The sequence below is a fragment of the Streptomyces sp. BPTC-684 genome (assembly GCF_030028635.1).
GTDB lineage: Bacteria > Actinomycetota > Actinomycetes > Streptomycetales > Streptomycetaceae > Streptomyces > Streptomyces noboritoensis.
This window is the reverse complement of record NZ_CP124863.1, coordinates 3,965,013-3,989,514: the sequence shown is the minus strand read 5'-3', so window position 1 is coordinate 3,989,514 and position 24,502 is coordinate 3,965,013. Positions and strand designations below refer to the sequence as shown.

Annotated in this window: 20 protein-coding genes, 1 tRNA gene and 1 pseudogene; 8 read left to right on the top strand and 14 right to left on the bottom strand. The window is 70.8% G+C overall.

Annotated elements, in window-relative coordinates; translation table 11 throughout:
- The first annotated feature begins 306 nt into the window (after positions 1-306).
- Positions 307-570 carry a hypothetical protein gene (locus QIY60_RS17585; RefSeq protein ID WP_101388494.1) on the top strand — a complete coding sequence of 88 codons (264 nt, stop codon included), beginning with the start codon at positions 307-309 and terminating at the stop codon, positions 568-570.
- A 24-nt stretch (positions 571-594) separates the two neighbouring features.
- Here QIY60_RS17585 and QIY60_RS17580 read toward each other — a convergent pair whose 3' ends face one another.
- Together QIY60_RS17580 and QIY60_RS17575 are read right to left on the bottom strand one after the other, a co-directional pair.
- Positions 595-1,347: an RDD family protein gene (locus QIY60_RS17580; protein WP_283143307.1), complete on the bottom strand. Its 753-nt coding sequence runs from the start codon at positions 1,345-1,347 to the stop codon at positions 595-597.
- Positions 1,348-1,427: 80 nt separating this feature from the next.
- Positions 1,428-2,900, bottom strand: coding sequence for an RDD family protein (locus tag QIY60_RS17575; RefSeq protein WP_283143306.1), 1,473 nt, complete (start codon positions 2,898-2,900; stop codon positions 1,428-1,430).
- A gap of 278 nt (positions 2,901-3,178) precedes the next feature.
- On the opposite strand from QIY60_RS17575, the gene QIY60_RS17570 reads away from it, so the two are divergent.
- Positions 3,179-3,682 carry an SsgA family sporulation/cell division regulator gene (locus tag QIY60_RS17570; protein WP_283143305.1) on the top strand — a complete coding sequence of 168 codons (504 nt, stop codon included), beginning with the start codon at positions 3,179-3,181 and terminating at the stop codon, positions 3,680-3,682.
- 43 nt (positions 3,683-3,725) lie between these two features.
- On the opposite strand, the gene QIY60_RS17565 is transcribed toward QIY60_RS17570, so the two are convergent.
- Positions 3,726-5,135 (bottom strand): FAD-linked oxidase C-terminal domain-containing protein, encoded by a 1,410-nt coding sequence (locus QIY60_RS17565; RefSeq protein ID WP_283143304.1) that lies wholly within the window; start codon positions 5,133-5,135, stop codon positions 3,726-3,728.
- A gap of 97 nt (positions 5,136-5,232) precedes the next feature.
- Between QIY60_RS17565 and QIY60_RS17560 the strand changes: the two genes are divergently transcribed.
- Complete coding sequence (locus QIY60_RS17560) at positions 5,233-6,765, top strand: hypothetical protein (protein ID WP_283143303.1); 1,533 nt, start codon at positions 5,233-5,235, stop codon at positions 6,763-6,765.
- Positions 6,766-7,010: 245 nt separating this feature from the next.
- On the opposite strand, the gene hppD is transcribed toward QIY60_RS17560, so the two are convergent.
- Complete coding sequence (gene hppD / locus QIY60_RS17555) at positions 7,011-8,156, bottom strand: 4-hydroxyphenylpyruvate dioxygenase (protein ID WP_283143302.1); 1,146 nt, start codon at positions 8,154-8,156, stop codon at positions 7,011-7,013.
- 121 nt (positions 8,157-8,277) lie between these two features.
- Here hppD and QIY60_RS17550 point away from each other — a divergent pair, with 121 nt between their 5' ends.
- The 4 genes and pseudogenes from QIY60_RS17550 to QIY60_RS17535 all read left to right on the top strand — a co-directional run bounded on the left by QIY60_RS17550 (position 8,278) and on the right by QIY60_RS17535 (position 11,007).
- Positions 8,278-8,757, top strand: coding sequence for an Lrp/AsnC family transcriptional regulator (locus QIY60_RS17550; RefSeq protein ID WP_283143301.1), 480 nt, complete (start codon positions 8,278-8,280; stop codon positions 8,755-8,757).
- A gap of 90 nt (positions 8,758-8,847) precedes the next feature.
- The gene (locus QIY60_RS17545; protein WP_283143300.1) at positions 8,848-9,471 is read left to right on the top strand and encodes a helix-turn-helix domain-containing protein; all 624 of its coding nucleotides are present in this window, start codon (positions 8,848-8,850) and stop codon (positions 9,469-9,471) included.
- A 34-nt stretch (positions 9,472-9,505) separates the two neighbouring features.
- Positions 9,506-9,697 carry a hypothetical protein gene (locus tag QIY60_RS17540; protein WP_283143299.1) on the top strand — a complete coding sequence of 64 codons (192 nt, stop codon included), beginning with the start codon at positions 9,506-9,508 and terminating at the stop codon, positions 9,695-9,697.
- Positions 9,694-11,007: pseudogene (locus tag QIY60_RS17535) on the top strand (MFS transporter). The gene QIY60_RS17540 and the pseudogene QIY60_RS17535 overlap by 4 nt, the downstream one beginning before the upstream one ends.
- Positions 11,008-11,138: 131 nt before the next feature.
- Here the strand turns inward: QIY60_RS17535 and QIY60_RS17530 are convergent.
- From QIY60_RS17530 to QIY60_RS17515, 4 genes are all read right to left on the bottom strand, one after another.
- Positions 11,139-11,927, bottom strand: a complete 789-nt coding sequence (locus QIY60_RS17530; RefSeq protein ID WP_283143298.1) for a S16 family serine protease — start codon at positions 11,925-11,927, stop codon at positions 11,139-11,141.
- A gap of 56 nt (positions 11,928-11,983) precedes the next feature.
- Positions 11,984-12,628, bottom strand: coding sequence for a helix-turn-helix domain-containing protein (locus QIY60_RS17525; RefSeq protein ID WP_283143297.1), 645 nt, complete (start codon positions 12,626-12,628; stop codon positions 11,984-11,986).
- 445 nt (positions 12,629-13,073) lie between these two features.
- Positions 13,074-14,858 carry a DEAD/DEAH box helicase gene (locus QIY60_RS17520; protein WP_283143296.1) on the bottom strand — a complete coding sequence of 595 codons (1,785 nt, stop codon included), beginning with the start codon at positions 14,856-14,858 and terminating at the stop codon, positions 13,074-13,076.
- Between the two features lie 429 nt (positions 14,859-15,287).
- Positions 15,288-16,793 (bottom strand): MFS transporter, encoded by a 1,506-nt coding sequence (locus QIY60_RS17515; protein WP_283143295.1) that lies wholly within the window; start codon positions 16,791-16,793, stop codon positions 15,288-15,290.
- Between the two features lie 200 nt (positions 16,794-16,993).
- Here QIY60_RS17515 and QIY60_RS17510 point away from each other — a divergent pair.
- A tRNA-Cys gene (locus tag QIY60_RS17510) sits at positions 16,994-17,065 on the top strand.
- Between the two features lie 64 nt (positions 17,066-17,129).
- Here the strand turns inward: QIY60_RS17510 and QIY60_RS17505 are convergent.
- From QIY60_RS17505 to QIY60_RS17480, 6 genes are all read right to left on the bottom strand, one after another.
- Complete coding sequence (locus tag QIY60_RS17505) at positions 17,130-17,777, bottom strand: hypothetical protein (RefSeq protein ID WP_283143294.1); 648 nt, start codon at positions 17,775-17,777, stop codon at positions 17,130-17,132.
- A gap of 22 nt (positions 17,778-17,799) precedes the next feature.
- Complete coding sequence (locus QIY60_RS17500) at positions 17,800-20,130, bottom strand: hypothetical protein (RefSeq protein ID WP_283143293.1); 2,331 nt, start codon at positions 20,128-20,130, stop codon at positions 17,800-17,802.
- 54 nt (positions 20,131-20,184) lie between these two features.
- On the bottom strand, positions 20,185-20,619 hold the full coding sequence (locus QIY60_RS17495; RefSeq protein ID WP_283143292.1) for a hypothetical protein: 435 nt from the start codon (positions 20,617-20,619) through the stop codon (positions 20,185-20,187).
- 168 nt (positions 20,620-20,787) lie between these two features.
- On the bottom strand, positions 20,788-22,014 hold the full coding sequence (mycP, locus tag QIY60_RS17490) for a type VII secretion-associated serine protease mycosin (protein WP_283143291.1): 1,227 nt from the start codon (positions 22,012-22,014) through the stop codon (positions 20,788-20,790).
- A gap of 19 nt (positions 22,015-22,033) precedes the next feature.
- Complete coding sequence (locus QIY60_RS17485) at positions 22,034-23,632, bottom strand: hypothetical protein (protein WP_283143290.1); 1,599 nt, start codon at positions 23,630-23,632, stop codon at positions 22,034-22,036.
- 81 nt (positions 23,633-23,713) lie between these two features.
- The gene (locus QIY60_RS17480; RefSeq protein ID WP_283143289.1) at positions 23,714-24,250 is read right to left on the bottom strand and encodes a hypothetical protein; all 537 of its coding nucleotides are present in this window, start codon (positions 24,248-24,250) and stop codon (positions 23,714-23,716) included.
- Positions 24,251-24,502 lie beyond the last annotated feature (252 nt).

Genomic DNA, 24,502 nt, shown 5'->3' with positions numbered 1-24,502 from the left:
GGAGTTGCCAAAGAAAAGACAGATCTTGACTTAGGTCAGGCAATTACATTATGCAGAGCGGTAGTTCCGGTATCCGAACGCTTCCGATGTGCTACCCAACCCGGACATCGGGTGCGCCTGTCCCACCTGTCGGAACGCGGAATGACTCCGTGCGCCCCCTGTGCTCCGGCACCGTGGGTTAGGTCACGCTTACCACCCGTTCCGCGAGGGCAAGCACCGTCGTAGAGTCGCTTGACAGTGCGATCCGGTTGCCCGGTCGAGAGACCCGCCCCCATCCGATGCCTGCCCCCGAGGACGGATACCGCCATGCCGCGTCCGACTGCAGCACAGCTCGCCTACGGTTCGGCCACCGTCGTCTTCTCGACCGTAGCCATGATTCTGCTCTCCCAGACCGAATCGGGTGTCGGGGTGGGAGTGATAGTGCTCGCCGCGCTCCTGCTCGGACTGCTGGTCGCCGTGACGGTCCCCATGCCGAAAGCGGCGCGCACGGTTCGTACGAACCGCGCCGCCGCCGTCGGGGAGAGCGCCGAGCCGGGAGTGCGCGTACCGGCCGACTCGGTACGGAGCTGACGTTCCGCACCGGCCGACCTCGGGTCAGGGGGCGGTCGAGACCACCACCGTCTTCCCGGCCTTGTCGTGCAGGCCCTGTTTGTAGGGCTTGTCCGTGAGGATCGTGATGATGAGGACGATCTGCCACAGACACGGACAGCACAGCAGGGCGGGCAGCCAGAGGACGGCCGTGCGGGTCAGGGCCGCGCTGGTGGTGGGCACGCTGCCGTCGTTGAGCATCGCGACCCGCAGGTTCAGCAGCTTCTTGCCGACCGTCTGACCGTCCCGCTTCAGCATGATGGTGTCGTACGCGAGGTACGCCACGATGCCGATGAGGTTCCAGGCGAGACCGCTGCCGCTGTACGCGCGGCCGATGACGTCGGAGGCGTCCTCGCCGCTCCTCGTCTCGTACACCCAGCGGTCCGAGGTCGCCCATTCAAGGAGGCCGAGCGGGATCGCGATCAGCAGGGCGTCGATGATGCGGGCGAGCAGGCGCCGCCCGAAGTCGGCGAGCGGCGGCATCCCGCTGAGGGGGTCGGGACCGCCGTACTGGTTTCCCCCGCCGTACGGGTCGTACGGCGGCGGGGTGCTGCCATAGGGCGAACCGGGGGGCGGTGCGCCGTAGGGGCCTCCGGGGGGAGGGCTTCCGTACGGACCGCCGCCGGGGGGAGGGGTGCCGCTGCCCGGAGGTGGGCCGCCTCCGGGGGGCGGGCCCTGGCTCCAGCCGGGGGGCTCGGACGGCTTCTTGAGGAACGGGTCGTCCTCGGGCCGCTCGCCGGGCGGCGGTTCGTTGCTCATGTCCGCAGTGCACCGCGCGGGGCGGGGCCCCGCAACGGTACGGGGCCCGTTCGGGGTACCCCCGCCGCCCGGACCCGGCGTCAGGTGCCCGCGACGAAGGTGCGGGCCGCCTTGTCGTGCCAGCACTGGCGCCACGGGCGGTCGAACAGGCACCACACGACGTTGACCACGCCGACGGCGAGCACGCCGAGGACTCCGTAGACCAGCCAGCGGCGCAGGGCCGCGCCGAAGGCCGGCGGCTCGTGCGACTCGATGCCGCGCACCTGGACCCGCAGCAGCCGCTTGCCCAGCGTGCGGCCCCACTTGGCGGTGGGCAGCGCCTCGTAGAGCACGCCGAGGAGCAGGAAGGCGCCGAGCACGATGGCGAGGTAGCCGCCGGTGGTGCCGTCCAGGAGGTAGACCGTCACCGTCTCGCCGGACAGCTTCGCGGCGTCGATCTTCGCCTGGATGTGGTCCGCGCCCTTGATCCAGAGCGGCACGGCGAGAGCGGCGACGGCCCCGCCGAGCACCACGGTGTCCACGAGCCGGGCGGCGAGCCGCCGCCCGAGACCGGCGGGCCTGGCCGCCGCCTGGGCCCGCGCGGCCCGCAGGAACGGGTCCTCCACGGGCGGCTTCCACGGCACCACGGGCTCCCCGGGCCCCGACCGCTCCTCGGGCCGCGCCAGCTGGTGCACCTGCTGCGCCCAGGACGCGGAGCCCCCGCCGGACCCGGTGGTGACGGGCGAGGAGGGCGCGGCGGCCTGCTGCTGTACGGGAGCGGGCTGCTGGGGTACGGAGTGCTGCTGTTGTACGGGCGCGGGCTGCGGGGCGACCGGCGCCGAGGGCAGCGCGGCCCGGGCGGCCGCCGGGCCCTGCGGCTCGCCCCGGCGCGGGTCGGCCACGCGCGGGTCGCCCCCGACGCGCGGGTCCCCCGGCCGCTGCCGGCCGGGCAACGGCTGAGCGGGCAGCGACTGCACCGGCGCCCCCGACGGGGCCCGGCCGAACCCCTGGCCCGGCGGGACGGGGGCCGGGTCGGCGGGCAACGGCAGAGCCGCCCCGGACCGCTCGGACGCCGACCCGGCGGGCAGCGGCTGCGGCCGCCCGGCCTCGGGCTGAGCGGGAAGCGGTTGCGGGGAAAGCGGCTGCGCGGGAAGCGGCTGGGGCCCCTGCCCCGGCGCCGGATCCCCCGGCTGACCCCACAAGACCCGCCGCGCCGCGTCGTCGCCGAAGCCCGACTGGTGGGAGGCGTCGGCCTGCCAGGCCGGGGCCGGGTCGGGGCGGCTGCCGTGGAGGGGGGCGGGCTCGGGCTCGTCGAGGAAGACGGGGCCCGTCTCCTCGACGGCGGGGGCGGGCGACGGCACCGGCGTCGGCGGGGCCGAGGCGAGGGCGGGCGCCGCCGGGGCCGCGCCGGCCGGCGGCACGGGCATGGCTTCGCCCTCGGCCGGGGCGGGCCGGCTCGTACCGGGCACCCAGGCGGCGCCGTTCCAGTACCGGACATATCCGGGGATGGACGGATCGGGGTAGAAGCCGGAAGCGGGGGTTCCGTCTCCGGTAGCCGGGGTGGGGGCGCTCATCACGGTCCCGTATCTGCTCGTGGGCCTCGTCAATACAGGGGTCCACATCTACCAGACGGGCGACCGCCCCCGGGCGGGTCCTTCGGTACCGACCACTATCCGGTCAACCTGGAGGCGCCCCTCACCCGCCCGTGGACCGGGCCCGGAACCCCCCGTCCGGGCCGTTTCCCAGGCCGCCGGAAAAATTTTCCGGAAGTCGCGTCATAGCAGCGCCGTACCCCGCTCTCACCTGGTGCGGCCCGATCCCGGGCCCGTACGCGGAGAGGAAAGGCACTGTCATGCACACCGTGGTGGAACGCGAGCTGGAACTCAAACTCGTGCTGTCGCCGGAGCGCAGCATCCCGGTCCCGGCCCGGCTGGCCTATCGCACGGACGACCCGTACGCCGTGCACATCACCTTCCACATCGGCTCCGATCACCCCGTCAACTGGACGTTCGCGCGTGAGCTGCTCGTCGAGGGGGTGTTCCGGCCGTGCGGCCACGGCGACGTCCGGATCTGGCCCACCAAGGTGGACGGGCGCAGCGTGATCCTGATGGCGCTCAGCTCGCCGGACGGCGACGCGCTCCTGGAGGCGCCGTCCGCCCAGGTGTCGGCGTGGCTGGAGCGGACCCTGCGGGTGGTCCCCCCGGGTTCTGAGACCGAGCAGCTCGGCATCGACGACGGCCTCGCCGAGCTGCTCGCGCCCACGACCGGCCGCACGCCCGGCCGCAGCCGTGCCGAGGAGCTGTACCTGAACGACCCGTGGCCCTCGGACGAGTCGCGGCCGGAGGAAGGTGCGTGACGGGAGAGGCCACAGACGTACAGGACACAGGAGTAACGGTTGTTCAGAACAGCTTGCCGGGGTTCAGCAGGCCCAGCGGGTCGAAGGTCCGCTTGACCGCGCGCTGCATCTCCACGCCCACCGGGCCGAGTTCGCGGGCCAGCCACTCCTTCTTCAGCACGCCCACGCCGTGCTCGCCGGTGATCGTGCCGCCCAGCTCCAGACCGAGCGCCATGATCTCGTCGAAGGACTCCCGGGCCCGCCTCGACTCGTCCTCGTCGGCGGCGTCGAAGCAGACGACCGGGTGGGTGTTGCCGTCCCCGGCGTGCGCGCAGACGCCGATGGTCAGGTCGTACTTGGCGGCGATCGCCGAGGTCCCCTCCAGCATCGCGGCGAGCCGCGAGCGCGGGACGCAGACGTCGTCGATCATCGTGGCCGGCTTGATGGTCTCCAGCGCGGTGAGCGCCAACCGCCGCGCCTGGAGCAGCAGTTCGGACTCGGCGGCCGACTCGGCCGGGACCACCTGGACGGCTCCGGCGGCGGTGCACAGCTCCCCCACGGCGACCAGGTCGGCGGCGGGGTCGGGGGTGTCGAAGGCGGCGAGCAGCAGCGCTTCGGTGCTGTCCGGCAGACCCATGTGGGCCATGCGGTTGACGGCCCGTACGGTCGTACGGTCCATGAGTTCGAGCAGCGACGGCGTGTGGCCGCGCTCCATGATCGCGCAGACCGCTTCGCAGGCGGCGGCCGCGGAGGGGAACTCGGCGGCGAGCACCAGCTGCTCGGGCGGTGCGGGCCGCAGCGCCAGGACGGCCTTGACCACGATGCCGAGGCTGCCCTCGGAGCCGACGAAGAGCCGGGTCAGGTCGTATCCGGCGACGCCCTTGGCGGTGCGGCGGCCGGTCTCCAGGAGGCGGCCGTCGGCGAGGACGACGTCGAGCCCGAGGACGTACTCGGCGGTCACCCCGTACTTCACACAGCACAGCCCGCCGGACGCGGTGCCGATGTTCCCGCCGATGGTGCACTGCTCCCAACTGGACGGATCCGGCGGGTAGTAGAGCCCGTGTTCCATGACTTTCCGGGAGAGCACGGCGTTGACGACGCCGGGCTCGACGACCGCGACCCGGTCGACCGGGCTGATCTCCAGGATGCGGTCCATCCGGACGAGGGACAGCACGACGCAGCCCTCGGTCGCGTTGGCGCCGCCGGACAGGCCGGTGCGGGCGCCCTGCGGCACGACCGGGACGCGCAGCTCGGTGGCGGTGCGCATGATGTGCTGGACCTGCTCGACCGTACGCGGCAGGACGACCACGGCCGGGGCCCCGGCGGCGCAGAAGCTCGCCATGTCGTGGGCGTAGGAGGCGGTGACGTCCGGGTCGGTGATCAGCGCGTCGGCGGGCAGGCCCGCGCGCAGCCGTTCGAGGAGGACGCCCGGCTCGGGGGCGGGCGGGGCGACGGGCTCGGCTCCATCGTTCATGATCCCAGCGTGGCACCCGGGGCCATCGGTGTGAACCCCGCGCGGTCCGGCGGGCGCGGACGGCATGTGCTCTTCTTATGGACGCACAGTGATCGCCATGGAGACCGAAGACGAATGGCCGCCGCACCGGCGGACCCTGACGCTGCCGCCGCCGGCGCGGCCGACGCCGCTGGAGCCGGCCGGGCCGCCGCCCGCCCGCACCGCGCGCCGCACGATGATCGGCGCGGCGGTGGCCGCGCTGCTGACCGCCGGGGTCCTCGTGGTCCTGCCGCAGACCCGGATCGGCGGCGGCCAGGACGCGCCGCCGCCCGCGCCGGGACCGGCCGCGCGGGCGCTGACGGCCGTCGGGGCGGGGGCGCCCGCGGCGGCCGCCGATCTGACCGCGCTGATCGCGGACCGGCGGGCGTGGGTGCGCACGCACCCCTCGGACGACGCGTCCTGGGCGGTGCTCGGCTCCGCCTATCTGGGGCGCGGGCTGCGGGCGGCGGACTCCTCGTACTTTCCGCGCGCCGAGTGGGCCCTGCGCCGCTCGCTGGCGGTCCGGCCGGCCGCGCGGGGCAACGCGGACGCGCAGCTCGGCCTGGCGGCGCTCGCCAACGCGCGGCACGACTACGGGGCCGCGCGGACGCTGGCCGAGGAGGTCCGGCGGCGCGATCCCAAGCGCTGGACGGTGTATCCGGTGCTGATCGACGCGTACGGGGGCCTGGGCGACCTCAAGGGCGCGAGCAGGTCGGTGGAGCAGCTGCTCGATCTGCGCGGCGGCTCGGTGGCGCTGGCCGAGGCGGGGGCGGTGTACCGGGAGCGGGGCTGGCGCGAGGACGCGGCGGCGACGCTGGCCGAGGCGGCCGCGTACGCCACGACGCCGGTCCAGAAGGCGGACTGCCTGCGGCAGTTGGGCGACCTGGCGTGGGACCGGGGCGAGCCGGCGGAGGCGCTCGCGCAGCACTCGGCGGCGCTGCGCACGGATCCGGGCGGGCACGCGGCGCTGGCGGGCAAGGCACGGGCGGAGCTGGCGCTCGGCCGTACGACCGCCGCCCGCCATGACTACGCGGCGGCGGTCGCGCACCAGCCCCGCCCCGAATACCTCCTTGAACTGGGCGAGTTGTACGAGTCGCTCGGGCTCGGCGCGGACGCCGACGCCCAGTACGCGCGGCTGCGCGCGCGGGCCGCCTCGGACGACGGGCACGGGGTGAGCGACGCGCTCGTCCTCGGCCGCTTCGAGGCGGACCACGGCGCGCCGGAGTCGGCGGTGGCGCGGCTGCGCGCCCAGTGGCGGCGGGCGCCGAGCGCGGCGGTGGCGGATGCGCTGGGGTGGGCGCTGTACCGGACCGGGGAGTCGGAGGAGGGGCTCGTGTTCGCGAAGCAGGCGGCGGAGAAGGGGGGTCGGAGCGCGCTGTTCTCCTATCACCGGGGGGTGCTGGAGCGGGAGCTCGGGCAGTCCGGTCCGGCTCGGCGCGATCTGGAGGAGGCGCTGCGGACGAATCCGTACTTCTCGCCGTTGCTGGTGCCGAAGGCGCGGGAGGGGCTGGAGGGGTTGGGGGAGCCGGCGGAGGGCGGCCCGAAGGACGTGTACGGCTACGTGCCGGATCCGCCGACGGGCTCGGCCAGCCCTCGCAAGCGTAAGCAGTAACCCCGTTCGTCTGCGGGTGGGTGGGGGCTGGTCGCGCAGTTCCCCGCGCCCCTTAGATGCCGCTGCGCGGCAATCCCCTGGGCGCCCCGAAGGGGCGCATCTTTAGGGGCGCGGGGAACTGCGCGACCAGCCCACCACCGGCCCGCGGACAAACTCCGGGCAAAAACGGCTGCGGCCCCACAGGTCAGGTCCGTGGGGCCGCAGGATCTCGACCGTAACTCAACTACCGTGCCCGCACGGCAAGGTCACAGATTGCCCCGCTTCTCCTGCTCCCGCTCGATCGCCTCGAAGAGCGCCTTGAAGTTGCCCTTGCCGAAGCCCATCGAACCGTGCCGCTCGATCATTTCGAAGAAGACCGTCGGCCGGTCCTGCACCGGCTTCGTGAAGATCTGGAGGAGGTAGCCGTCCTCGTCCCGGTCCACGAGGATCTTCAGCTCGCGCAGGGTCTCGACGGGCACCCGGGTCTCGCCCGCCCACTCGCCCAGCGTGTCGTAGTACGAGTCCGGCGTGTCCAGGAAGGCGACGCCCGCGGCGCGCATCGCCCGTACCGTCGAGACGATGTCGTTCGTGGCGAGCGCGATGTGCTGGACGCCCGCGCCCCCGTAGAACTCCAGGTACTCGTCGATCTGCGACTTCTTTTTCGCGATCGCGGGCTCGTTGATCGGGAACTTGACCTTGAGCGTGCCGTCCGCGACGACCTTCGACATCAGCGCGCTGTACTCGGTCGCGATGTCGTCGCCCACGAACTCCTTCATGTTCGTGAAGCCCATGACGTTGTTGTAGAACGCCACCCACTCGTTCATCTTGCCGAGCTCGACGTTGCCGACGCAGTGGTCGATCGCCTGGAACGTGCGCTTGGCAGGCGGCTCGACCATCGGGTCGGCGGCGACGAAGCCGGGCAGGTACGGGCCGGTGTAGCCGGACCGGTCGACCAGGGTGTGCCGGGTCTTGCCGTACGTGGCGATCGCCGCAAGGACCACCGTGCCGTGCTCGTCCTTCAGCTCGTACGGCTCGGCGAGGCCGGTCGCGCCGTGCTCGGTGGCGTACTTGTACGCCGCGCGCGCGTCCGGCACCTCGATGGCGAGGTCGACGACGCCGTCGCCGTGCTCGGCCACGTGGTCGGCCAGGAAGCGGCCGTGGTCGGTGGACGCCTTGATGACGGAGGTGAACACGAAACGGGCGGACCCGTTGGTCAGGACGTACGAGGCGGTCTCGCGGCTGCCGTTCTCCGGTCCGGAGTACGCGACGAGCTTCATGCCGAAGGCGGTCGAGTAGTAGTGCGCGGCCTGCTTGGCGTTGCCCACGGCGAAGACGACCGCGTCCATTCCCTTCACCGGGAAGGGGTCGGCCTGCCGGGCGGTGTCGGGGGTGTGATCGATGGTCTCAGTCATAGCGGCAGGCTCCCCCCGTCCTGCAAGGTGCGCAATAGTTTGTGTTTGAGGTGGGCAATCTGCTCAGCAGAGAGACCACCCCCACCCTCTTTCTGTACATCGTGACCATCCGGAGAGGCTCATGGCGATCGATCATCTGGACGGGCGGCTCATCGTGCTCCTGGCGCGGGAGCCGCGCATCGGGGTCCTTGAGGCGTCCCGTCGGCTCGGCGTGGCGCGCGGCACCGTACAGGCCCGGCTCGACCGGCTTCAGTCGAACGGAGTCATCCGGGGATTCGGCCCGGACGTCGACCCGGCGGCGCTCGGCTACCCGGTGACCGCCTTCGCGACCCTGGAGATCAAACAGGGCCAGGGCGCCGACGTACGGGCGCACTTGGCCACCGTGCCGGAGGTCCTGGAGCTGCACACCACCACCGGGCACGGCGACATGCTCTGCCGTCTGGTGGCCCGCTCCAACGCCGACCTCCAGCGGGTGATCGACCGGGTCGTCGGTTTCGACGGCATCGTCCGGGCCTCCACGGCGATCGTCATGGAGAACCCCGTCCCCCTGCGGATCATCCCGCTGGTGGAGCAGGCGGCGGAGGACTCCGTCAGAGGCTGAAGTCCGCCGCGAGTCACAAAGAACTCCTTGCAAAGAGCTCGATGCAAAGAAACCCTTGCAACAACTTCTTTGCAGGTCTACGGTTGAGTCATGAGCGAGCACGACGACCCGAAGCCCGAAGCCCCGACGCCTGAAACCCCGAAGAGCGAGCCCCGCGAGCGCACGCTCGACGCGCGCTCCCTGCGGGGCCTGGCCCACCCCCTGCGGATCCGCCTGCTGGCGGCACTCCGGCACGACGGCCCGGCCACCGCCTCCCAGCTGGGCGAACGGCTCGGCGAGTCGAGCGGCGCGACCAGCTACCACCTGCGCCAGCTCGCCGCGCACGGCTTCGTCGAGGACGCGCCCGGACACGGCAAGGGCCGCGAGCGCTGGTGGCGAGCCGCCCACGACGGCACCAGCTTCACCGCGGAGCTGCACCACGACCCCGACCCCGAGGTGCGCGGCGCCGCCGACCTCTTCAAGCACGAGATCGCGACCATCCACACCCAGGAGCTCTCGACCTGGCTGGGCACCGCGAGCGACTGGCCCGACGAGTGGTCCGCCAACTCGGACATGAGCGACTTCACACTCCGGCTGACCGTCGCGCAGCTGCGCGAGCTCAACGAGAAGGCGCACGAGCTCATCGAGAGCTACCGCGACCTCGCCCACACCGAGGCCGAGGACACCGCCCAGGTCCGCTTCCACCTGCACTCGTTCCCGCGCAAGAGCCACTGACCCCAAACCACGAGCAGCGAAGGGATCACGCACCATGCTGCCCTCCACGCACCTCACCCTGCACGAAATACGCGCCGCCGAACTCCGCAAGGAGGCCGCCGACTACGCCCTCATACCGCGCGACCGCCACCGCATGCGCACTCAAGTCGGCCTGAAGCTGGTCGAGTTGGGCACCCGCCTCGCCCAGCCCCCCGCGCGCCACCGCCACCGCACCCGTATCGCATGAGCGGCGACGGGGGGCACGCCGAGGAGCGGAGCGCACGTACACGCACTCCACTGGCCGCCGTCCTGACGGCCAACACCATTTCCACCGCGGGAAGTTCGCTGACGCTGATCGGCGTCCCGTGGTTCGTTCTGGAGACCACCGGGAGCGCCGGGCGGGCCGGGGTGGTGGCCTTCTGCGCCACCCTGCCGATCGTGGTGGCCGCACTGGTCGGGGGCCCGGTCATCGACCGCCTTGGCCGGCGCCGAGTGAGCGTGGGCTCCGACCTGGTCTGCGCGTTCGCCGTCGGAGCCATCCCGCTCCTCCACTTCGCGGGCGCGCTCCACTTCTGACTGCTGTGCGCGCTGATGGCGCTGGAAGGGCTGGCCGCCACGCCCGGCCGGACCGCCCGTTACGTCCTGGTCCCCGACCTCGCCGAGCGCGCCGGTACGACCCTGACCCGCGCGGCCAGCCTCTTCGACGCCGTGCAGCGCGGCGCGAGGATGGCGGGCGCCGCGCTCGCCGGGCTGCTGATCGCGCTGGTCGGCGCGGAGTCCGTGCTGCTCCTGGACGCGGCGACGTTCGGTACGTCCGCGCTCCTGGTCGCCCTCGGCGTTCGCGGCATCCGCGCGGCCGAGCCGGTACGGGACGCGGCACCGGTCTCCCTGACCACCTACCGGTCCGAACTCCGCGAGACGTACGCCTTCTTGCTGCGCGCCCGGCTGCTGCTCGCGGTCACCGTGATGGTCATGGCCACCAACGGCCTCGACCAGGGCTGGAACGCCGTCCTGCTGCCCGTGCACGCCGAGCGCGAACTCGGCGGCGCCACCCAACTCGGCCTGCTCACCGCCTCGTTCGGCGCGGGCGGACTGCTCGGCGCGCTGCTGTACGGCGCGGTGGGCCACCGGTTCCCGAGGCGCGCGGTGTTCACCGCCGCCTTCGTCCTGGCGGGCGCGCCCCGCTTCGTGGTGGCCGCGCTGACCGGCTCGGCGCTGCCGCTCGCCGCCACGATGGCGCTCGGCGGCCTCGCGGGCGGCATGCTCAACCCGATCCTGACGACGGTGACGTACGAACGCGTCCCCCAGGAACTGCGCAGCAGGGTCTCCGGCGTGCTCACAGCAGGCTGCGAACTGGCGATGCCGCTCGGCGGCCTGGGCGCGGGCCTACTGGTGGACGCGGCGGGGGCGCGGGGCGCGCTGCTGGCGGCGGGAGCGGTGTACCTGGCGACGACGCTGAGCCCGCTGGTGTTTCCGGCGTGGCGGGGGATGGACGAGGCCGAACTCCCACAGAAGAGCGACGAGTTGACGCTTGAGGGCGCAAGCACCGCACACTGAGCAACTTTACGAGTGCGGCGGCCCCCATTGCCTTTAGGGGCGCGGGGCTGTGACATTTGCGGCTCCGCCGCGTGGGCGCGACCAGCCCCCACCGGCCCGCAGACGAACAACAGCCGCCCAGCGAAGCAGGCTCAGCAGCTCGGAACGTCCCCGCCCTTATCCAGCGCCTTCAGGGCCGAAACCGCCCCCGACAGCGTGGTGACGGGAATCAGCCGCAGCCCACCCGGCAGCTCGGCCTTCGCGTCCGAGCACTCGGCCTTCGGCACGAGGAACACGGTCGCCCCGTCCCGCCGAGCCGCCCGCGTCTTGAGCGACACCCCGCCGACCGCACCCACGCTGCCGTCCGCCTCGATCGTGCCCGTACCGGCGATCGTGCGGCCGCCGGTGAGCTCGCCGCCGGAACCGTTGCCGTCGAGCTTGTCGACGATGCCGAGGGAGAAGAGCAGCCCGGCGCTGGGCCCGCCGACGTCGGCCAGGTTGAGGGTGACCTTGACCTGCTTCGGACCGAGGTGGAGGTAGTTCAGGGCGGCCGCGGTGGCGCTGTCCTGCGACTCCTCCATCTCGGCCCGGTTGTGCTCGGTGATCTCCTTGTCGCTGCCGCCGCTCGGGTAGACCGAGTCGCGGGGCATGACGGCCTGGTCGGTACGGAACCAGGCGCGCACCACGTCCGCGATCCCGACGTCGGCGGACGGCCCGGTCGCCTCGATGGTCGTCATCCGCAGCTGCCCGGTGGTGTGCCGGGCGGGCCTGCCCTCGATGGTGATCACCGGGGTGCCCTTGTCGTCCCCGAGCACGTTCGCGGTCAGCCCCGGCTGCGCCACCGAGAACGGCAGCGGCGCGAAGCCGACGACGGCGAGCAGCGCGACGACGGGGGCCGAGCCGATGGCGAGGTTGCGGAGGCGTGAGTGACGGGGGTGCACGGACCCAATGTATCGGGGCGTGCCCCCCGGCTTGCCGGGGCTCCGCCCCGGGCCGCTCACCGCAGCGCGTCCGCGACCTCCCGCGCCGCGTCCACCACCCTCGGGCCGACCCGCTCCGGCACCGCGTCCGCGAGCATCACCACGCCCACGCTTCCCTCTATCCCGGTGATCCCGACCAGCGGCGCGGCGGCGCCGCTCGCCCCCGCCTCCAGCTCGCCGTGGGTGAGGGTGAAGCCGGGGTCGACGAGGCCGCCCGCCTGGCGGGCGGAGAGGATGGCGCGGCCCGCCGCGCCCCGGTCGAGCGGGTGGCGGAACCCGGCCCGGTAGGCCACGTGGTAGTCGGTCCACGTCGGTTCGACGACCGCGACGGCGAGCGCGTCGGCCCCGTCGACCAGCGTGAGGTGGGCGGTCGCCCCGATGTCCTCGGCGAGCGAGCGCAGCGCGGGCAGGGCCGCCTCCCGTACGAGGGGATGGACCTGCCGGCCCAGCCGCAGCACTCCGAGTCCGACCCGGGCGCGGCCGCCCAGATCACGTCGTACGAGAGCGTGCTGTTCCAGTGTGGCGAGCAGACGGTAGACCACCGTCCGGTTGACGCCGAGTTTGTTGGACAACTCGGTGACGGTCAGGCCGTGGTCGGTGTCGGCGAGCAGCTTGAGGACACGCAGTCCCCGGTCGAGCGTCTGGGAGGTCTCCGCGGTCACGACGCCCACTCCTTATGGTGAGTCGCGGCGGCTCCCCACGGGATCGCGGCACCGGTCCCATCGGCGACGCGCACAGAGGCCGCCGGCAGGCCATGGCACCGGCTGCGCTCCGCGGCGGCGCTGCCACGGGGCGTTTGCATGGCGGGACAGTAGCGATCGGTCCCGCTCAGCGGAAGCCCTCGTCCAGAATCCGGGCGCGCACGTTGACGACCCGGGGCATTGCTCCTGGTTCAGGACCTAAGTCCAGGGTGCCCGGGACCTTGGTCGCCGCGGGCGACTTTGCTTTCCCATTACTGTTGCGGTGTGCGAGGGGCGTCCGTGGGGGACGGCCCTCGCCGCCGCATCCCGTCCCCACGGGAGAAGGCGGGGCCCGCCGTCGCACCCGGGCCCCGCCGAGGGCGTACGGAGGCTCAACTTCCGTACGCGAACACGAGGTTGATGGGCCTCACTTCATCCGAGTGGCCCACTCCTGCACCTTCTTGATCCGCTCCCGGATCTGCCCGGCGGTCGCCTCGGCGCTCGGCGGGCCGCCGCACACCCGCCGCAGCTCGGTGTGGATGACGCCGTGCGGCTTCCCGCTCTGATGGACGTACGCGCCGACCATCGTGTTCAGCTGCTTGCGCAGCTCAAGCAGCTCCTTGTGGGAGACGACGGGCCGCCGCTCGGCGGGCATCTCAAGGAGGTCGGCCTGCTCGGCGGGCTTCTGCCGGCTGTGCGCGATCTGCCGGGCCTGCCGCTTCTGGAGCAGCAGCTGCACCTGATCGGGTTCGAGCAGTCCCGGGATACCGAGGTAGTCCTGCTCCTCCTCGCTCCCCGGGTGCGCCTGCATGCCGAACTCGGCGCCGTCGTACAGCACCCGGTCGAAGACGGCGTCGGACTCCAGGGCCTCGAAGGGAAGCATGTCCTGCTCCCCGGTGTCCTCGTCCTGCTGCTTCTCGGCCTCGGCGAGGAGCTTGTCCTCCTCGGCGTACGGGTCCTCCTCGCCGTCCTTCTTGGGCTTGTCGAGCACGTGGTCGCGCTCGACCTCCATCTCGGAGGCGAAGCTCAGCAGGGTCGGGATGGTCGGCACGAACACGGAGGCGGTCTCGCCGCGCCGCCGCGACCGTACGAAACGGCCGACGGCCTGGGCGAAGAAGAGGGGGGTGGAGATGGTGGTGGCGTAGACGCCGACGGCGAGCCGGGGCACATCAACGCCTTCGGACACCATACGAACGGCGACCATCCACCGATCGTCGCTCTCACTGAACTCGTCGATCTTCTTGGAGGCGCCGTTGTCGTCGGAGAGAACAACGGTCGCTTTACGGCCGGTGATCTCCCGAATGAGCTTGGCGTAGGCGCGGGCGGAGTCCTGGTCGGAGGCGATGACGAGGGCACCGGCGTCCGGGATGCCCTTGCGGACCTCGGTCAGCCGCTGGTCGGCGGCGCGCAGCACGTTCGGCATCCAGTCGCCGCGCGGGTCGAGCGCGGTGCGCCAGGCCTGCGAGATGGCGTCCTTGGTGAGGGGCTCCCCGAGCCGCGCCTCGATCTCGTCCCCGGCCTTGGTGCGCCAGCGCATGTTGCCGCTGTACGAGAGGAAGATGACGGGCCGCACGACGCCGTCGCCGAGGGCGTTCCCGTATCCGTAGGTGTAGTCGGCGGAAGACCGCCGAATCCCGTCATTGCCTTCTTCATACGTGACGAAGGGGATGGGATTGGTGTCGGACCGGAAGGGGGTGCCGGTGAGGGCGAGGCGCCGGGTGGCGGGATCGAAGGCTTCGAGGCAGGCCTCACCCCAGGACTTCGAGTCTCCCGCGTGGTGGATCTCGTCCAGGATGACGAGGGTCTTGCGCTGCTCGCACCGGTTGCGGTGGAGCATGGGCCGGACGCCGACACCGGCGTACGTCACGGCGACCCCGTGGTACTCCTTGCTCAGCGGCCCCGCGCTGTAGTCCGGATCCAGCCGTATACCGATCCGCGCGGCGGCCTCCGCCCACTGCTTCTTCAGGTGCTCGGTCGGCGCGACGACGGTGATCTGCTGCACGACGTGGTGGTGCAGCAGCCACGACGCGAGCGTCAGCGCGAACGTCGTCTTGCCGGCGCCGGGCGTGGCGACGGCGAGGAAGTCGCGCGGCTGCTCCTGGACGTACTTCTCCAGCGCCCCCTGCTGCCAGGCACGCAGCTTGTTGGCGGTACCCCACGGGGCACGGCCGGGAAAGGCGGGTGAGAGGTGGTGGGAGGCGGTAGTAGTCACGGTCTCCGGTTCGTGCGGTCGGGGCGGCGGCGCGGGCGCGTGGCGATGCTGGCTCAGCGCTCGTGGTCGGGGTCACGGTCACGTACGTACGACAACCGGGCCACCTTACCGGTGGGGCGGGGGCGATCCGGGGTCAACGGGGCGGGTGGGGGGTGGGGGGTGAGCGGGTTCACAGGGGTGGGGGGCTCCCCACCCCGCCCCTTCCCTAAAGCCCTCAGCCGGGCGGCTGGGGTCGTCGTCTGCGGACCGGTGGGGGCTGGTCGCGCAGTTCCCCGCGCCCCTTAAATGCCGCTGCGCGGCATCCCCGGGGGCGCCCCGGAGGGGCGCTTCTAGGGGCGCGGGGAACTGCGCGAGCAACCCAGCACGGTCCGCAGACGAACGGGGCCCGGGGGGCGAAGCCCCCCGGTAGCCCACCCACCCCCGGAGGGTTCAGGGAAGGGGCGGGGAGGGGCAACTCACCGCTCCCCCAGCCGCACCCCCCACCCAAGCCCCCACCACCGCAACCCCCGCCATCGGCAGGAACACCGCCGCGAAGGCCCCCGGATGCGAGGAAGACGCGCCCGCCGCCACCGCGTCATGCGCGGCCCCCACACCCCCACCCCCCAGCGCCGCGAACGCCGCCCCACCCCCCGCGAGCAGCAGCACGTTCGACAGCCCGTCCGAGATCTGGAGGGCCGCCGAGTTCGCCCCCGCCTCCTCCGGCGCCGAAAGCTTCAGCAGCAGCACGCTCGTCGAGGCGATGACCATGCCCATCCCGAAGCACCCCACGCCCCAGGCGACCGCCACCACCCACACCGGCACCCAGGAGATCAGCACGCTCGGCGCCGCCGCGATGGCCGCCGCGACCATGATCATCCCCAGCACCATCAGCCGCTCCCGGTACGGCTCGGCCCACGGCCGCGCCTGCACGTACGACCCGAGCGCCCACGTCGCCCCGCCCGCCGCCAGCGAGAATCCGGCCATCGTCGGCGACAGCCCCCGCTGCGTCACCAGCATCAGCGGTACGAACGACTCCGCCGCGATGAACGACCCCGCCGCGATCCCCCGCAGCAGCACCACGGACGGCAGCCCGCGCGCCGCCCGGTACGTCCCGGGCGGCAGCAGCCCGCGCCGCCCCGCGACGGCGGGCACCAGCAGGGCGAAGCCCACGGCCGCCGGCAGCAGCGACAGCCACCGCAGGTCCTGCCCGGCGTACTGGAGCAGCCCCGCCCCCAGCGAGATCATCAGCGCCAGCCGGATCCGCCGCCGGTCGAACGCCTCCACCGGCGCCGAGGGGTCGGCGGGCCCGGAAGCCATCCTCCGTATCGCGGGTAGCGCGAGCGCCAGCGGAAAGACGACGAGCGCCGGGATCCCCACGAACACCCACCGCCACCCGAGGTGCTCGGTGATGGTCCCCGCCGCCAGCGGCCCGACCACCGACGGCACCACCCAGCTCGCCGCGAACGCCGCCATGATCGCGGGCCGCATCGGCTCCGGGTAGGCGCGCCCGACGACGACGTACAGCGCCACGATGACCAGCCCGCCCCCGAGCCCCTGCACGGCGCGCCCGGCGATGAACGTCCACATGTTCACCGCCGTACCGGACAGCAGCAGCCCCGCCCCGAACGCCGATATCCCCACCGCGAGCGCCCCCAGCGGCCCCCGCCGATCCGCCCACTGCCCGGCGACGACCATCCCGAACAGGCTGGTCGTGAAGTACGAGGAGAAGGCGAACGCGTACAGCGACACCCCGTCGAGCTCCCGCGCCGCGACCGGCATGGCGGTCCCGACGGCGGTCGCCTCGAAGGCGATGAGGAGGACGACGGCGATGGTGCCGATGCTGAGCGCGCGGTGGGTTTTGCCGAGAATGCCGGGGCTGCCGCCTGGTTCGGCGGGCACGTCGATGGGGGCTGCGGACGGGGTGACATCCGCATCGGCGGACTCCAGGGCACTCATGGAGCCCACAGTAAGGGCCTACACCACCTTTGACCCCTGTCCAGAGATGGGCCCCCACCTCAGCTTTTGGTCGTACACCTCAGGCCCCACACCGGTCCCGTCCCACCCCACATGAACACAACATGGCAGTCCCATTGCACCCCCCGGCTTCCCCTTCCTCCCGCCCTCCCCACCCCCTACGGTCAAAGAAGTCACCACACGGCCGTGTGCCCGAGTGGCTGAGGGGCTCGCCTGCAAAGCGAGTTACGCCGGTTCGATTCCGGTCACGGCCTCAAGAAACACCCAAGAGCGGGCGCCCCAACGACGCGGGGGCGCCCGCTCTGTCCGTTCAAAGCCTCATGCAACTGGCTGCAGAACCAGCGGATCCGGCAACCCACCGGAGTTCTCGCACTCCATCTTCTTGGCGAGTTTGAGTGAAGCCGAGTGCAACACAGTGAGGTAGGCCTCGCGGTATTCCCGCGAGTCGGGAGTCCTGGCCTTGGACATTCGTATCGACGCGTGGACGCGAAGAGGCCGTGCCGAAGATCCCTCCAACTTCGTGCTCACACATTCGAAGTACACATCCGAGCGAGTGACTCCTGCCCAGGCCTTCTTTCCCACTCGATACGCTTCAACACCCATCGGGTGGTGCTCGTCCGTCACGTCCCAGGGGGCGTAGACATCGAAGTTCATCCGGATTGAATGCCCGCCCCCCTCTCGAGCCACCACACAGAGCGTGGAGGAGGAACGCGACCAGTTCAGGCGCTTGCGGTAGTCGGACTTCAAGAATTGCTCCGTCTTCGACAGCCCGTCAGTAACCGTATGCTCAAAAGCGGTCGCACCGGTCAACTTCTCCAGGGATTTCGCCGCCTGGCCCGAGAACAACTCGCCACATACACGTGTCGCATCCAGGGGCTCATCTGCTCCGTCTCCGCCACACGCAGACAGCGTAAAACCGAGGACTATCGACAACATCGCAAAGCGCGACCTCATCAGCCCGCCCACACCTCTCACCTGCCTGCTCGGATCAACCGGTCTCGGGGTCGTTTCCCTGCTGATCCTCCTTGCTGTTGCCCGTGAGGTAACCGATTTTGAGGGAATCTTGCAAATCTCGGCCGAATTCACTGTTGCGATCAATGCCATACCTCTCGCAAAAGTGGTCCAGCGGCGCCTGAGCGCTGTGTTCTCCCGCCCGATACACCTTGGTCTTGTTGTCTCTGATGTCCCCTTCGATCTTCTCTTTCTGACCTTCCACAGATTTGTCAGACCAGTCGCCCACAACCTGCCCCGCAAGCTGCTCCAGCGCACCGCTACCCGCGTCGACAGCAAGCGGAACAGCGATAGCCGCAGCTCCCGCTGCCGCAGCGGACGCCGGGAGGAAGGCAACGCCTGCGGCAATTGCCGAAGTCGCACCAAACCCCACCCAGGCAGAGCGCTTCGCGTGCGCCTTCTCGTACTCCTCGAACTTCTTGTTTCCTTCCGCTTCGACCTGGTCGGCTCGCGACTGGTCGAGCATGCCCTGCACCTCGGCCCCCGTACTGACCGCAGCGCGTGCCCCACCATGGTCGACCCTGCCGTCCGCCCCCACTTGGGTCTCCAGCACGCTGGTGGTGTAGAGCCGCTCTGCGGTCGAAACCGTGGCGTACGCATCAGGGTGCTGTCCCAGCGTGCTCAAGAATGCCCGAGCGGCATCCCGTCCGAACTTAGCGTGGGCATCTGGTGACTTGGAGGGCGCGAAGACGCTCTTGTGGTCGTTTTCCTCAAACGCCCAGTTGATATCGTCGACATACCCCGCAGCCATATTGCCCAGACTGTCCGCCAACACTTCCTGGTGTTTGAGTAGTTTCGCGTCTCCCCCGTACTTCGAGACGACATCGGCCATGATCTCGGCCGAGGTCTCGTCCCGGTGCAGCTCTGGGCGAGGGTCGTCCCAGGCATGGCCAAGTGTCGCCGACTCCAATGCATGCCCGAACGCATCCGTCGTATAGGCCGCAGACTTCTTGGCTTCACTCGGATCGTACCCATCGGTGTCGGGAAACGACTTGTAGCCCTCGCTGCCGAAGTACTCGAGATATTTGTCGATCGGATCGCCGGACTTATCCTTCCCCAAATCCGCCACTCCGCTCCTGACCGTCCCGTCCTCGTTGTACGCGGTCGGATCGGCCGAGAAGAACTGCTTCGACGCCTCCGGGCTGTGGCCGAGAGCCTCCAGCATGGACGTCACCGGGTCGTAGCCGGAACCGTTCACCCCGGACGGGTTGAACGGGTTCTTCTGCCAGCCCCCGACCGGCTTCGTGTCCGCGAACAGGTACGGGTTCTTCTGGTGCAGCTGAACCACATGCTCGGCGATCGGATTGAGGAACTTGGGGTCGTAGTTCCCGTACCGCATGATCCCGCCGAGCAGCTGATACCCGTACGGCGGATTGGTGTCGTACTTCGCGAGCGGAATGCGCTCGGTACCGAGCTTCCGCAGCTCGCCGCCCCAACTGTCCGGCAGATGCCACTTGTTGTCGGGATCGGTCGCGGTGGCCAGATTGAGTCCGAGGTTCTTCTGCAGATCCTGGACGTCCTTGAGCCGCTCCTTGTCCACCTTCGCGTAGTCGTACGTATCGGTCGACAACTGCCCGAAGAATTCCAGCGCGCCCTTCGGGCCGAGCTTCGCGTAGAACGTCGTGGCGAACTCCGCCGACCCGTGATTGTCCCGCAACAACTCATTGAGCTTGTTGAGTTCGGTGTGGGTGATGGCCCGCCCCTTGGAGGCGAGGTCGACGGCCCGCTGCGCTTCCTCCGCGGCCAGGCTGGAGAACCGGGGCGCGGTGAAGTTGTTGTCGTCCGTGACGTTCGCCGCCAGCGCCAGCCGCAACGCCTCGTCCGCGTCGCCACACTCCTCGACCAGCGCCTCGACCCGCCGCTGCCACTCCGCGAGGTTGTCGTTCTGCTTCTTGAGTTCGAGGGAGAAGTCCGGGTCGTGGCGGGCGGTGTAGTCGCCGGAGAGGGAGTAGCGGGCGGTGACCTTGCCGTGGGAGTCGACGACGATGCCGGACTTCTCCGAACCGTCGACGATCTTCTGTAACTCGTCCTTCGCCCGCTTGAACGCCGCGTACCCGTCGTTCAGGACCGCGTGGATCCCCTTCGCCTCCGCCGCCGCGTCCTCGAACTCCTTGGCCGTCTTGCCGATGAACGCCCTGGTCACACCCGCGTTCACCCCGGCCCAGTCGGCCGCGTCCGCGTGGGCCTTCATCCCCTTGCGGGCCTCTTCGGCGAGGGTCTTGAGCTTGGCGACCATGTCCGACCAGTCGTCGACCGCCGTCTTCAGCTTGTCGAGCGGCGCGTTCACCACGTCGTCGTACGTGAGCATGTTCTGATACCGACCTTGGGTGGCTCGAAGTCTCGAAGTCGCTCTGCCTGTCGCCTACTTCAGGTACTCGTCGATCCGCGACACCGCGATCAGCTCGCCCCCAATGCGCTCGTCGTCCTTGGCGTGGGCGGCCATCGAGTAGTCGAGGTGGTTGGAGATCTGCGCGCAGGCGTCGCTGAGGGTGCGCAGCTGGGTGTCCCACTTGGCGCGGACCTTCGCCAGCTCGCCGCCACTGGTGAAGTTGCGGGCGCTGAGCGCGGTCGCGGCGGCGCCGGTGGATTCGCGTGCGTGATTGCCGTCGCGCTTCAGCCCGTCGTGGAGCTTGAAGGCGTCCCCGCCGACCACGCCGAGATCGTCGCGCCGAACGCTGAGGTCGGCTGCGCCGGGGCCGTTCGTCCCGCTCGGCCCGTTGTCGGCGCGGTTCAGCCGCATGGCCACGTTGGCGGCGGCGCTGGCGTGCGCCTGGCGCCACTCTTCCTCGAACGACATGCGGATCCCGCCCCCGTACGCCCCCGGACGACTCTTTACCGTTTCCAAAACGTACGGACGTCGCGCTCTTCGCGCCAGCACATGGTCCGGCTATGGGGTTACGTGGCCGTTTCATCCCCCCTGAATGGCTGGGATGGGGCGGGTGGGTTGACGGGTCGGCGTCTCGTTCTATGTGGTGCGCCGGCGCCGCGACCGTACGAGCGGTACGGCCACTGCCGCGCCGACGACGGCCACCGCTCCCAGGCCGATCCACAGGCCTGTGTTGCCGCCGCTGTCGCCGTTGTCGCCGGATGCCGTTTCCGGGGCTGTGGGCTTGGGAGTGGCGGTGGTGTTCGAAGGCGCCTTGGGGGAAGGAGAGTTGGCGTTGGTCGCGGCCAGGTCGGGGAGCGGGTACTCGTTCGCCGGGCCGGGGTCGCCGGGGTTCGTCAGGGCGATACGGGGGCGGACGACTCCGTAGCCGATGTAGTCCGTGCGCTTCTCGCCGTTGCGGGGGCCGCCGGCTGTGTTGAGCATGACTCGGAGGACCTGGTTGTTGGTCCACTGGGGGTATTTGGACCAGATCAGGGCGGCGGAGGCGGAGGCGAGGGCGGTGGCGTCGCTTGTGCCGTGGCTCAGACAGATCTGGGTGCCGCCGCCGCAGGCCTCCGTCATCTCGTCGCCGGGGGCGGCGAGATCGACCTGCGGGCCGTGCTCGGACTCCTTGGTTGCCTCGATCTTCTTGTCTACGGCCGCTACGCCTACTACGCCGGGAGTTGCGCCAGGGTATTCAACGCGATTGCCCTTGTCCCCGCTGTTACCAACGGAGGCAAAGACCAAGGCCCCCTTGTTCGAGGCGTACTTCACTGCGTTGGTGAGCTCGTCCGACCCTTCCTCCGCGCCCATCGAAATATTGATCACCTTGGCGCCGTGATCCGCTGCGGAGCGAATGGCTTCGCTCAACTTCTGGACGAACTTGGCGACATCCCTGAGCTTCGACCCTTCGTCCGACGGCGGCATGCGAATCGGGAGAATTTTCACGCCGGGCGCCAAACCGTAGGCTCCGTTCCCTCCCGGCCTCTTGCCGGTGCCGGCGATCAAGGAGGCCATGGCGGTTCCGTGCCCCTTGTAGTCGGTGTGGGCGTCCCCCTGCTGCTTGGAGAGGTCGAACCCGGGCAGCACCTGACCTTGGAGATCGGGCAAAGTGTCATCGACGCCGCTGTCGATGACCGCGACGGTGATCCCCTTGCCCGTGCTGGTCTTCCACATCTCTTCGGCCTGCATGGCATCGAGATGCCACTGCCGCTCGCGGACCGTATCCGCATGCGCGGGCGTCGTGGCAACGCCCACCAGCAGCGCCCCCATGAGGAGGGACACGGCACGGCCGTACCTCATTACCCGATGGCTGCTGGTAGGCATGCGCTTCCTTCGTAGAGGCTCAGTCGATTACAGGCGGCACGATACGACGGTCGCTCTGCTGCCAGGTCTCCTCGTCCTCGGTGAGGTAGTCCGGGCGCTCGCCTTCGCGCTCGTCCCGGCGGGCTGCGGGGCCGTGCATACCAGGCGGAACCATCCCTCGACCGGTCTGCCCGGCTCGCGGGTTGCCTTCGCCAGTGCCGTTGCGTACGAGACCCGAACCGCCCTCCGTGAACGGGCGACCGCTCCGGGCACCCGGCTCGGTCGGACGACCGCCGACGATGCCGCCGGGCTCGCCCGCCAGCCGGCGTCCGCCGGAGAAGCCACCCCGGCTTCCACCGCCGCCCAGGTGGCCGCCTGGACCATGGGCCATCGGCGGACGGCCCTGCATGCCCTGAGTGCCTCTAAGGCCCTGACGACCCTCGTCGCCGACGACGGTGCCCCGGGGGATGCCGCTCGTCGGCCGTCCCTCGCCGGGCGGTAGAGGACGGCCGCCGACGATGCCGGGTTCTCGCGGCAGCGCGCTCGGAGGCAGGCCGCCCACGCGCCCAGGGAGGCCGGGACCACGGAGGCCGCCTGTCGCCTGCCGTCCGCCCAGGACGCCGGGCTCCGGCACCCCGTTCTTCCCGCCTCCGGTGAACGTGGGCGGGACGATCCCGACGGGTGGCATCGGTCCGATGTCCGGCCTGCCGACAGGCGGCGTGGTGGGGGTGATGGTCGGGCCGGTGGGAGTGACATGAGTGGGAGGCGGCAGTGTGTTGACACTGTCGATTGACGTACCAGCAGCCCGATCGTGCAGGGGGGTTGGCGACACCCCGGCCGGTGTGACGGCATGTGGTACCCCTGTGACCCCAGTGGTACCACCTGGCGTCGCCGAGGCGTTGGAGGAGTGCCCGCCGGTCTGCGTGGCAGAAGACCTGCCGCTCCGATTCGACGACGGCTGGCTGCCACCCACATACGTCATCCCGTGACGGCCGTCGTCCTCCGGCACAAACACCGCCGGCGGCGGCGGGAACACCGGCGGCCGCAGCGCAGCTATCTGCTCCCCCGAGTGGACGTACGCGTCAGCGAGCCGCTTCAGCTCCCGTACCGCCTCCTGCCGCTGCCCCTCCATCTTCTCGTTGAGGCCGGTCAGCTTGGCCGAGGCGTCGCGGGCGTCCTTCTGGCCGTCGGGGTCGTGGTGGGCGGCGACGTACAGCTGCTGGGTGTCCACCGCCTCCTTCTTGAGGGCGGGGTCGTACACCGGGACCGAGGACTTGACCTGGGCGATGGCGTTCGAGACGGCGTCGAGGTTGGTCGACGCGGCGTTGCTGTACGCGCCCAGGCCCAGCGTGGCCATCGCCGCGTCGTGGCCCCAGTCGGTGAACGCCTTCGCGCCCTCGCCCGTCCAGACGACGCGGCTCATGTGGGTCTTCAGGTCGTCACCGATCTCGGTGATCGTCTTGGCCGCGTCGGCGAGCTTCTTGGCGAGGTGGGAGGCCGAGTCGCCCTTCATGCCCTGGACCATGGCCCAGAGCTCCTGGTGCGACTTCTGCTCAAAGTCCGTCCGCTCCACCGGCGGGACCTTCGGCGCCCCCTGCCCCCGCTGCTGCCCCGGCCCCGGTCCCTTGTTCTCAGCCATGTCGCCGCACCGCCATCCCCTGGAATCCACGCCCCGTGGGGCCGGCCTCCGTCACATCGACCCCCGTCGCGTCGACCCCCATCAGATCGACCCGCCCGTCGCACCCTTGTCCGGCGCCTTCGGCGCAGGCGCACCAGCGGTACCGGGCGCGTCCGCCCCGTACAGCTCCTGCTGCCGGTGCAGTTCCCCGCTGATCGCCCGCATCCGGTCCCGTACGTCCGCGTCCACGCCGTCGTAGCCGTTCTCCGCCGCCAGGACCGCGATGCACAGGCCCTCGATCTGCATGCCGAGGGCCTTGGAGAGCTGGCCGATCTGGTCGTGGACGACCTCGTACACGCCGTACAGGAACGCGCTCTCCTTCAAGTCCTCCGGGCCCAGCTCGGACTTGGCCAGGCGGTCCGCGTCGATCTTGGTGGACGCCGCCTCCGAGTCGTTGAGCTTGGTGAGCAGCGCGTCGACCCGCTTCTTGAAGGTGAGCATCGACTCGGCCTCGCGCGCGAGGTCGGCCGCCGCCACGACAGCGGCACCGGCCGCCGCGCCGATGCCCGGCATCATCCCGAGCACCGGTGCCAGCGCGTTCACCCCGGGCCCCACGTCCCCGCCGCCGTCCTGCGCCACAGTCGCCTCCCCGTTTCCCACAGCTACGAGCTTCACTGTAGTCAGCAGCAATGACAGTCGCACCCTTCCCCCGGTTCCCGGACCAGGGGCATCCCGCGCGCGCGTGGCCGCGAATCATCCCTGTCCGCACGCCTGTTGGCGGGATCGCGCCTTCACTCGACACCGCTCGGTAGCGAACGAGGCCGGTTTCCCGGACCGCCTGAGCCATCGGGCTCTTGCGTGCGCCGCGGCCCCGGTGTTATGCGCGGCTGT

Coding starts and splice junctions, on each gene's coding strand:
- QIY60_RS17585 (WP_101388494.1), top strand. CDS start 307: ATGCCGCGTCCGACTGCAGCACAGCTCGCCTACGGTTCGGCCACCGTC.
- QIY60_RS17580 (WP_283143307.1), bottom strand. CDS start 1,347: ATGAGCAACGAACCGCCGCCCGGCGAGCGGCCCGAGGACGACCCGTTC.
- QIY60_RS17575 (WP_283143306.1), bottom strand. CDS start 2,900: ATGAGCGCCCCCACCCCGGCTACCGGAGACGGAACCCCCGCTTCCGGC.
- QIY60_RS17570 (WP_283143305.1), top strand. CDS start 3,179: ATGCACACCGTGGTGGAACGCGAGCTGGAACTCAAACTCGTGCTGTCG.
- QIY60_RS17565 (WP_283143304.1), bottom strand. CDS start 5,135: ATGAACGATGGAGCCGAGCCCGTCGCCCCGCCCGCCCCCGAGCCGGGC.
- QIY60_RS17560 (WP_283143303.1), top strand. CDS start 5,233: ATGGAGACCGAAGACGAATGGCCGCCGCACCGGCGGACCCTGACGCTG.
- hppD (WP_283143302.1), bottom strand. CDS start 8,156: ATGACTGAGACCATCGATCACACCCCCGACACCGCCCGGCAGGCCGAC.
- QIY60_RS17550 (WP_283143301.1), top strand. CDS start 8,278: ATGGCGATCGATCATCTGGACGGGCGGCTCATCGTGCTCCTGGCGCGG.
- QIY60_RS17545 (WP_283143300.1), top strand. CDS start 8,848: ATGAGCGAGCACGACGACCCGAAGCCCGAAGCCCCGACGCCTGAAACC.
- QIY60_RS17540 (WP_283143299.1), top strand. CDS start 9,506: ATGCTGCCCTCCACGCACCTCACCCTGCACGAAATACGCGCCGCCGAA.
- QIY60_RS17515 (WP_283143295.1), bottom strand. CDS start 16,793: ATGAGTGCCCTGGAGTCCGCCGATGCGGATGTCACCCCGTCCGCAGCC.
- QIY60_RS17500 (WP_283143293.1), bottom strand. CDS start 20,130: ATGCTCACGTACGACGACGTGGTGAACGCGCCGCTCGACAAGCTGAAG.
- QIY60_RS17495 (WP_283143292.1), bottom strand. CDS start 20,619: ATGTCGTTCGAGGAAGAGTGGCGCCAGGCGCACGCCAGCGCCGCCGCC.
- mycP (WP_283143291.1), bottom strand. CDS start 22,014: ATGCCTACCAGCAGCCATCGGGTAATGAGGTACGGCCGTGCCGTGTCC.
- QIY60_RS17485 (WP_283143290.1), bottom strand. CDS start 23,632: ATGGCTGAGAACAAGGGACCGGGGCCGGGGCAGCAGCGGGGGCAGGGG.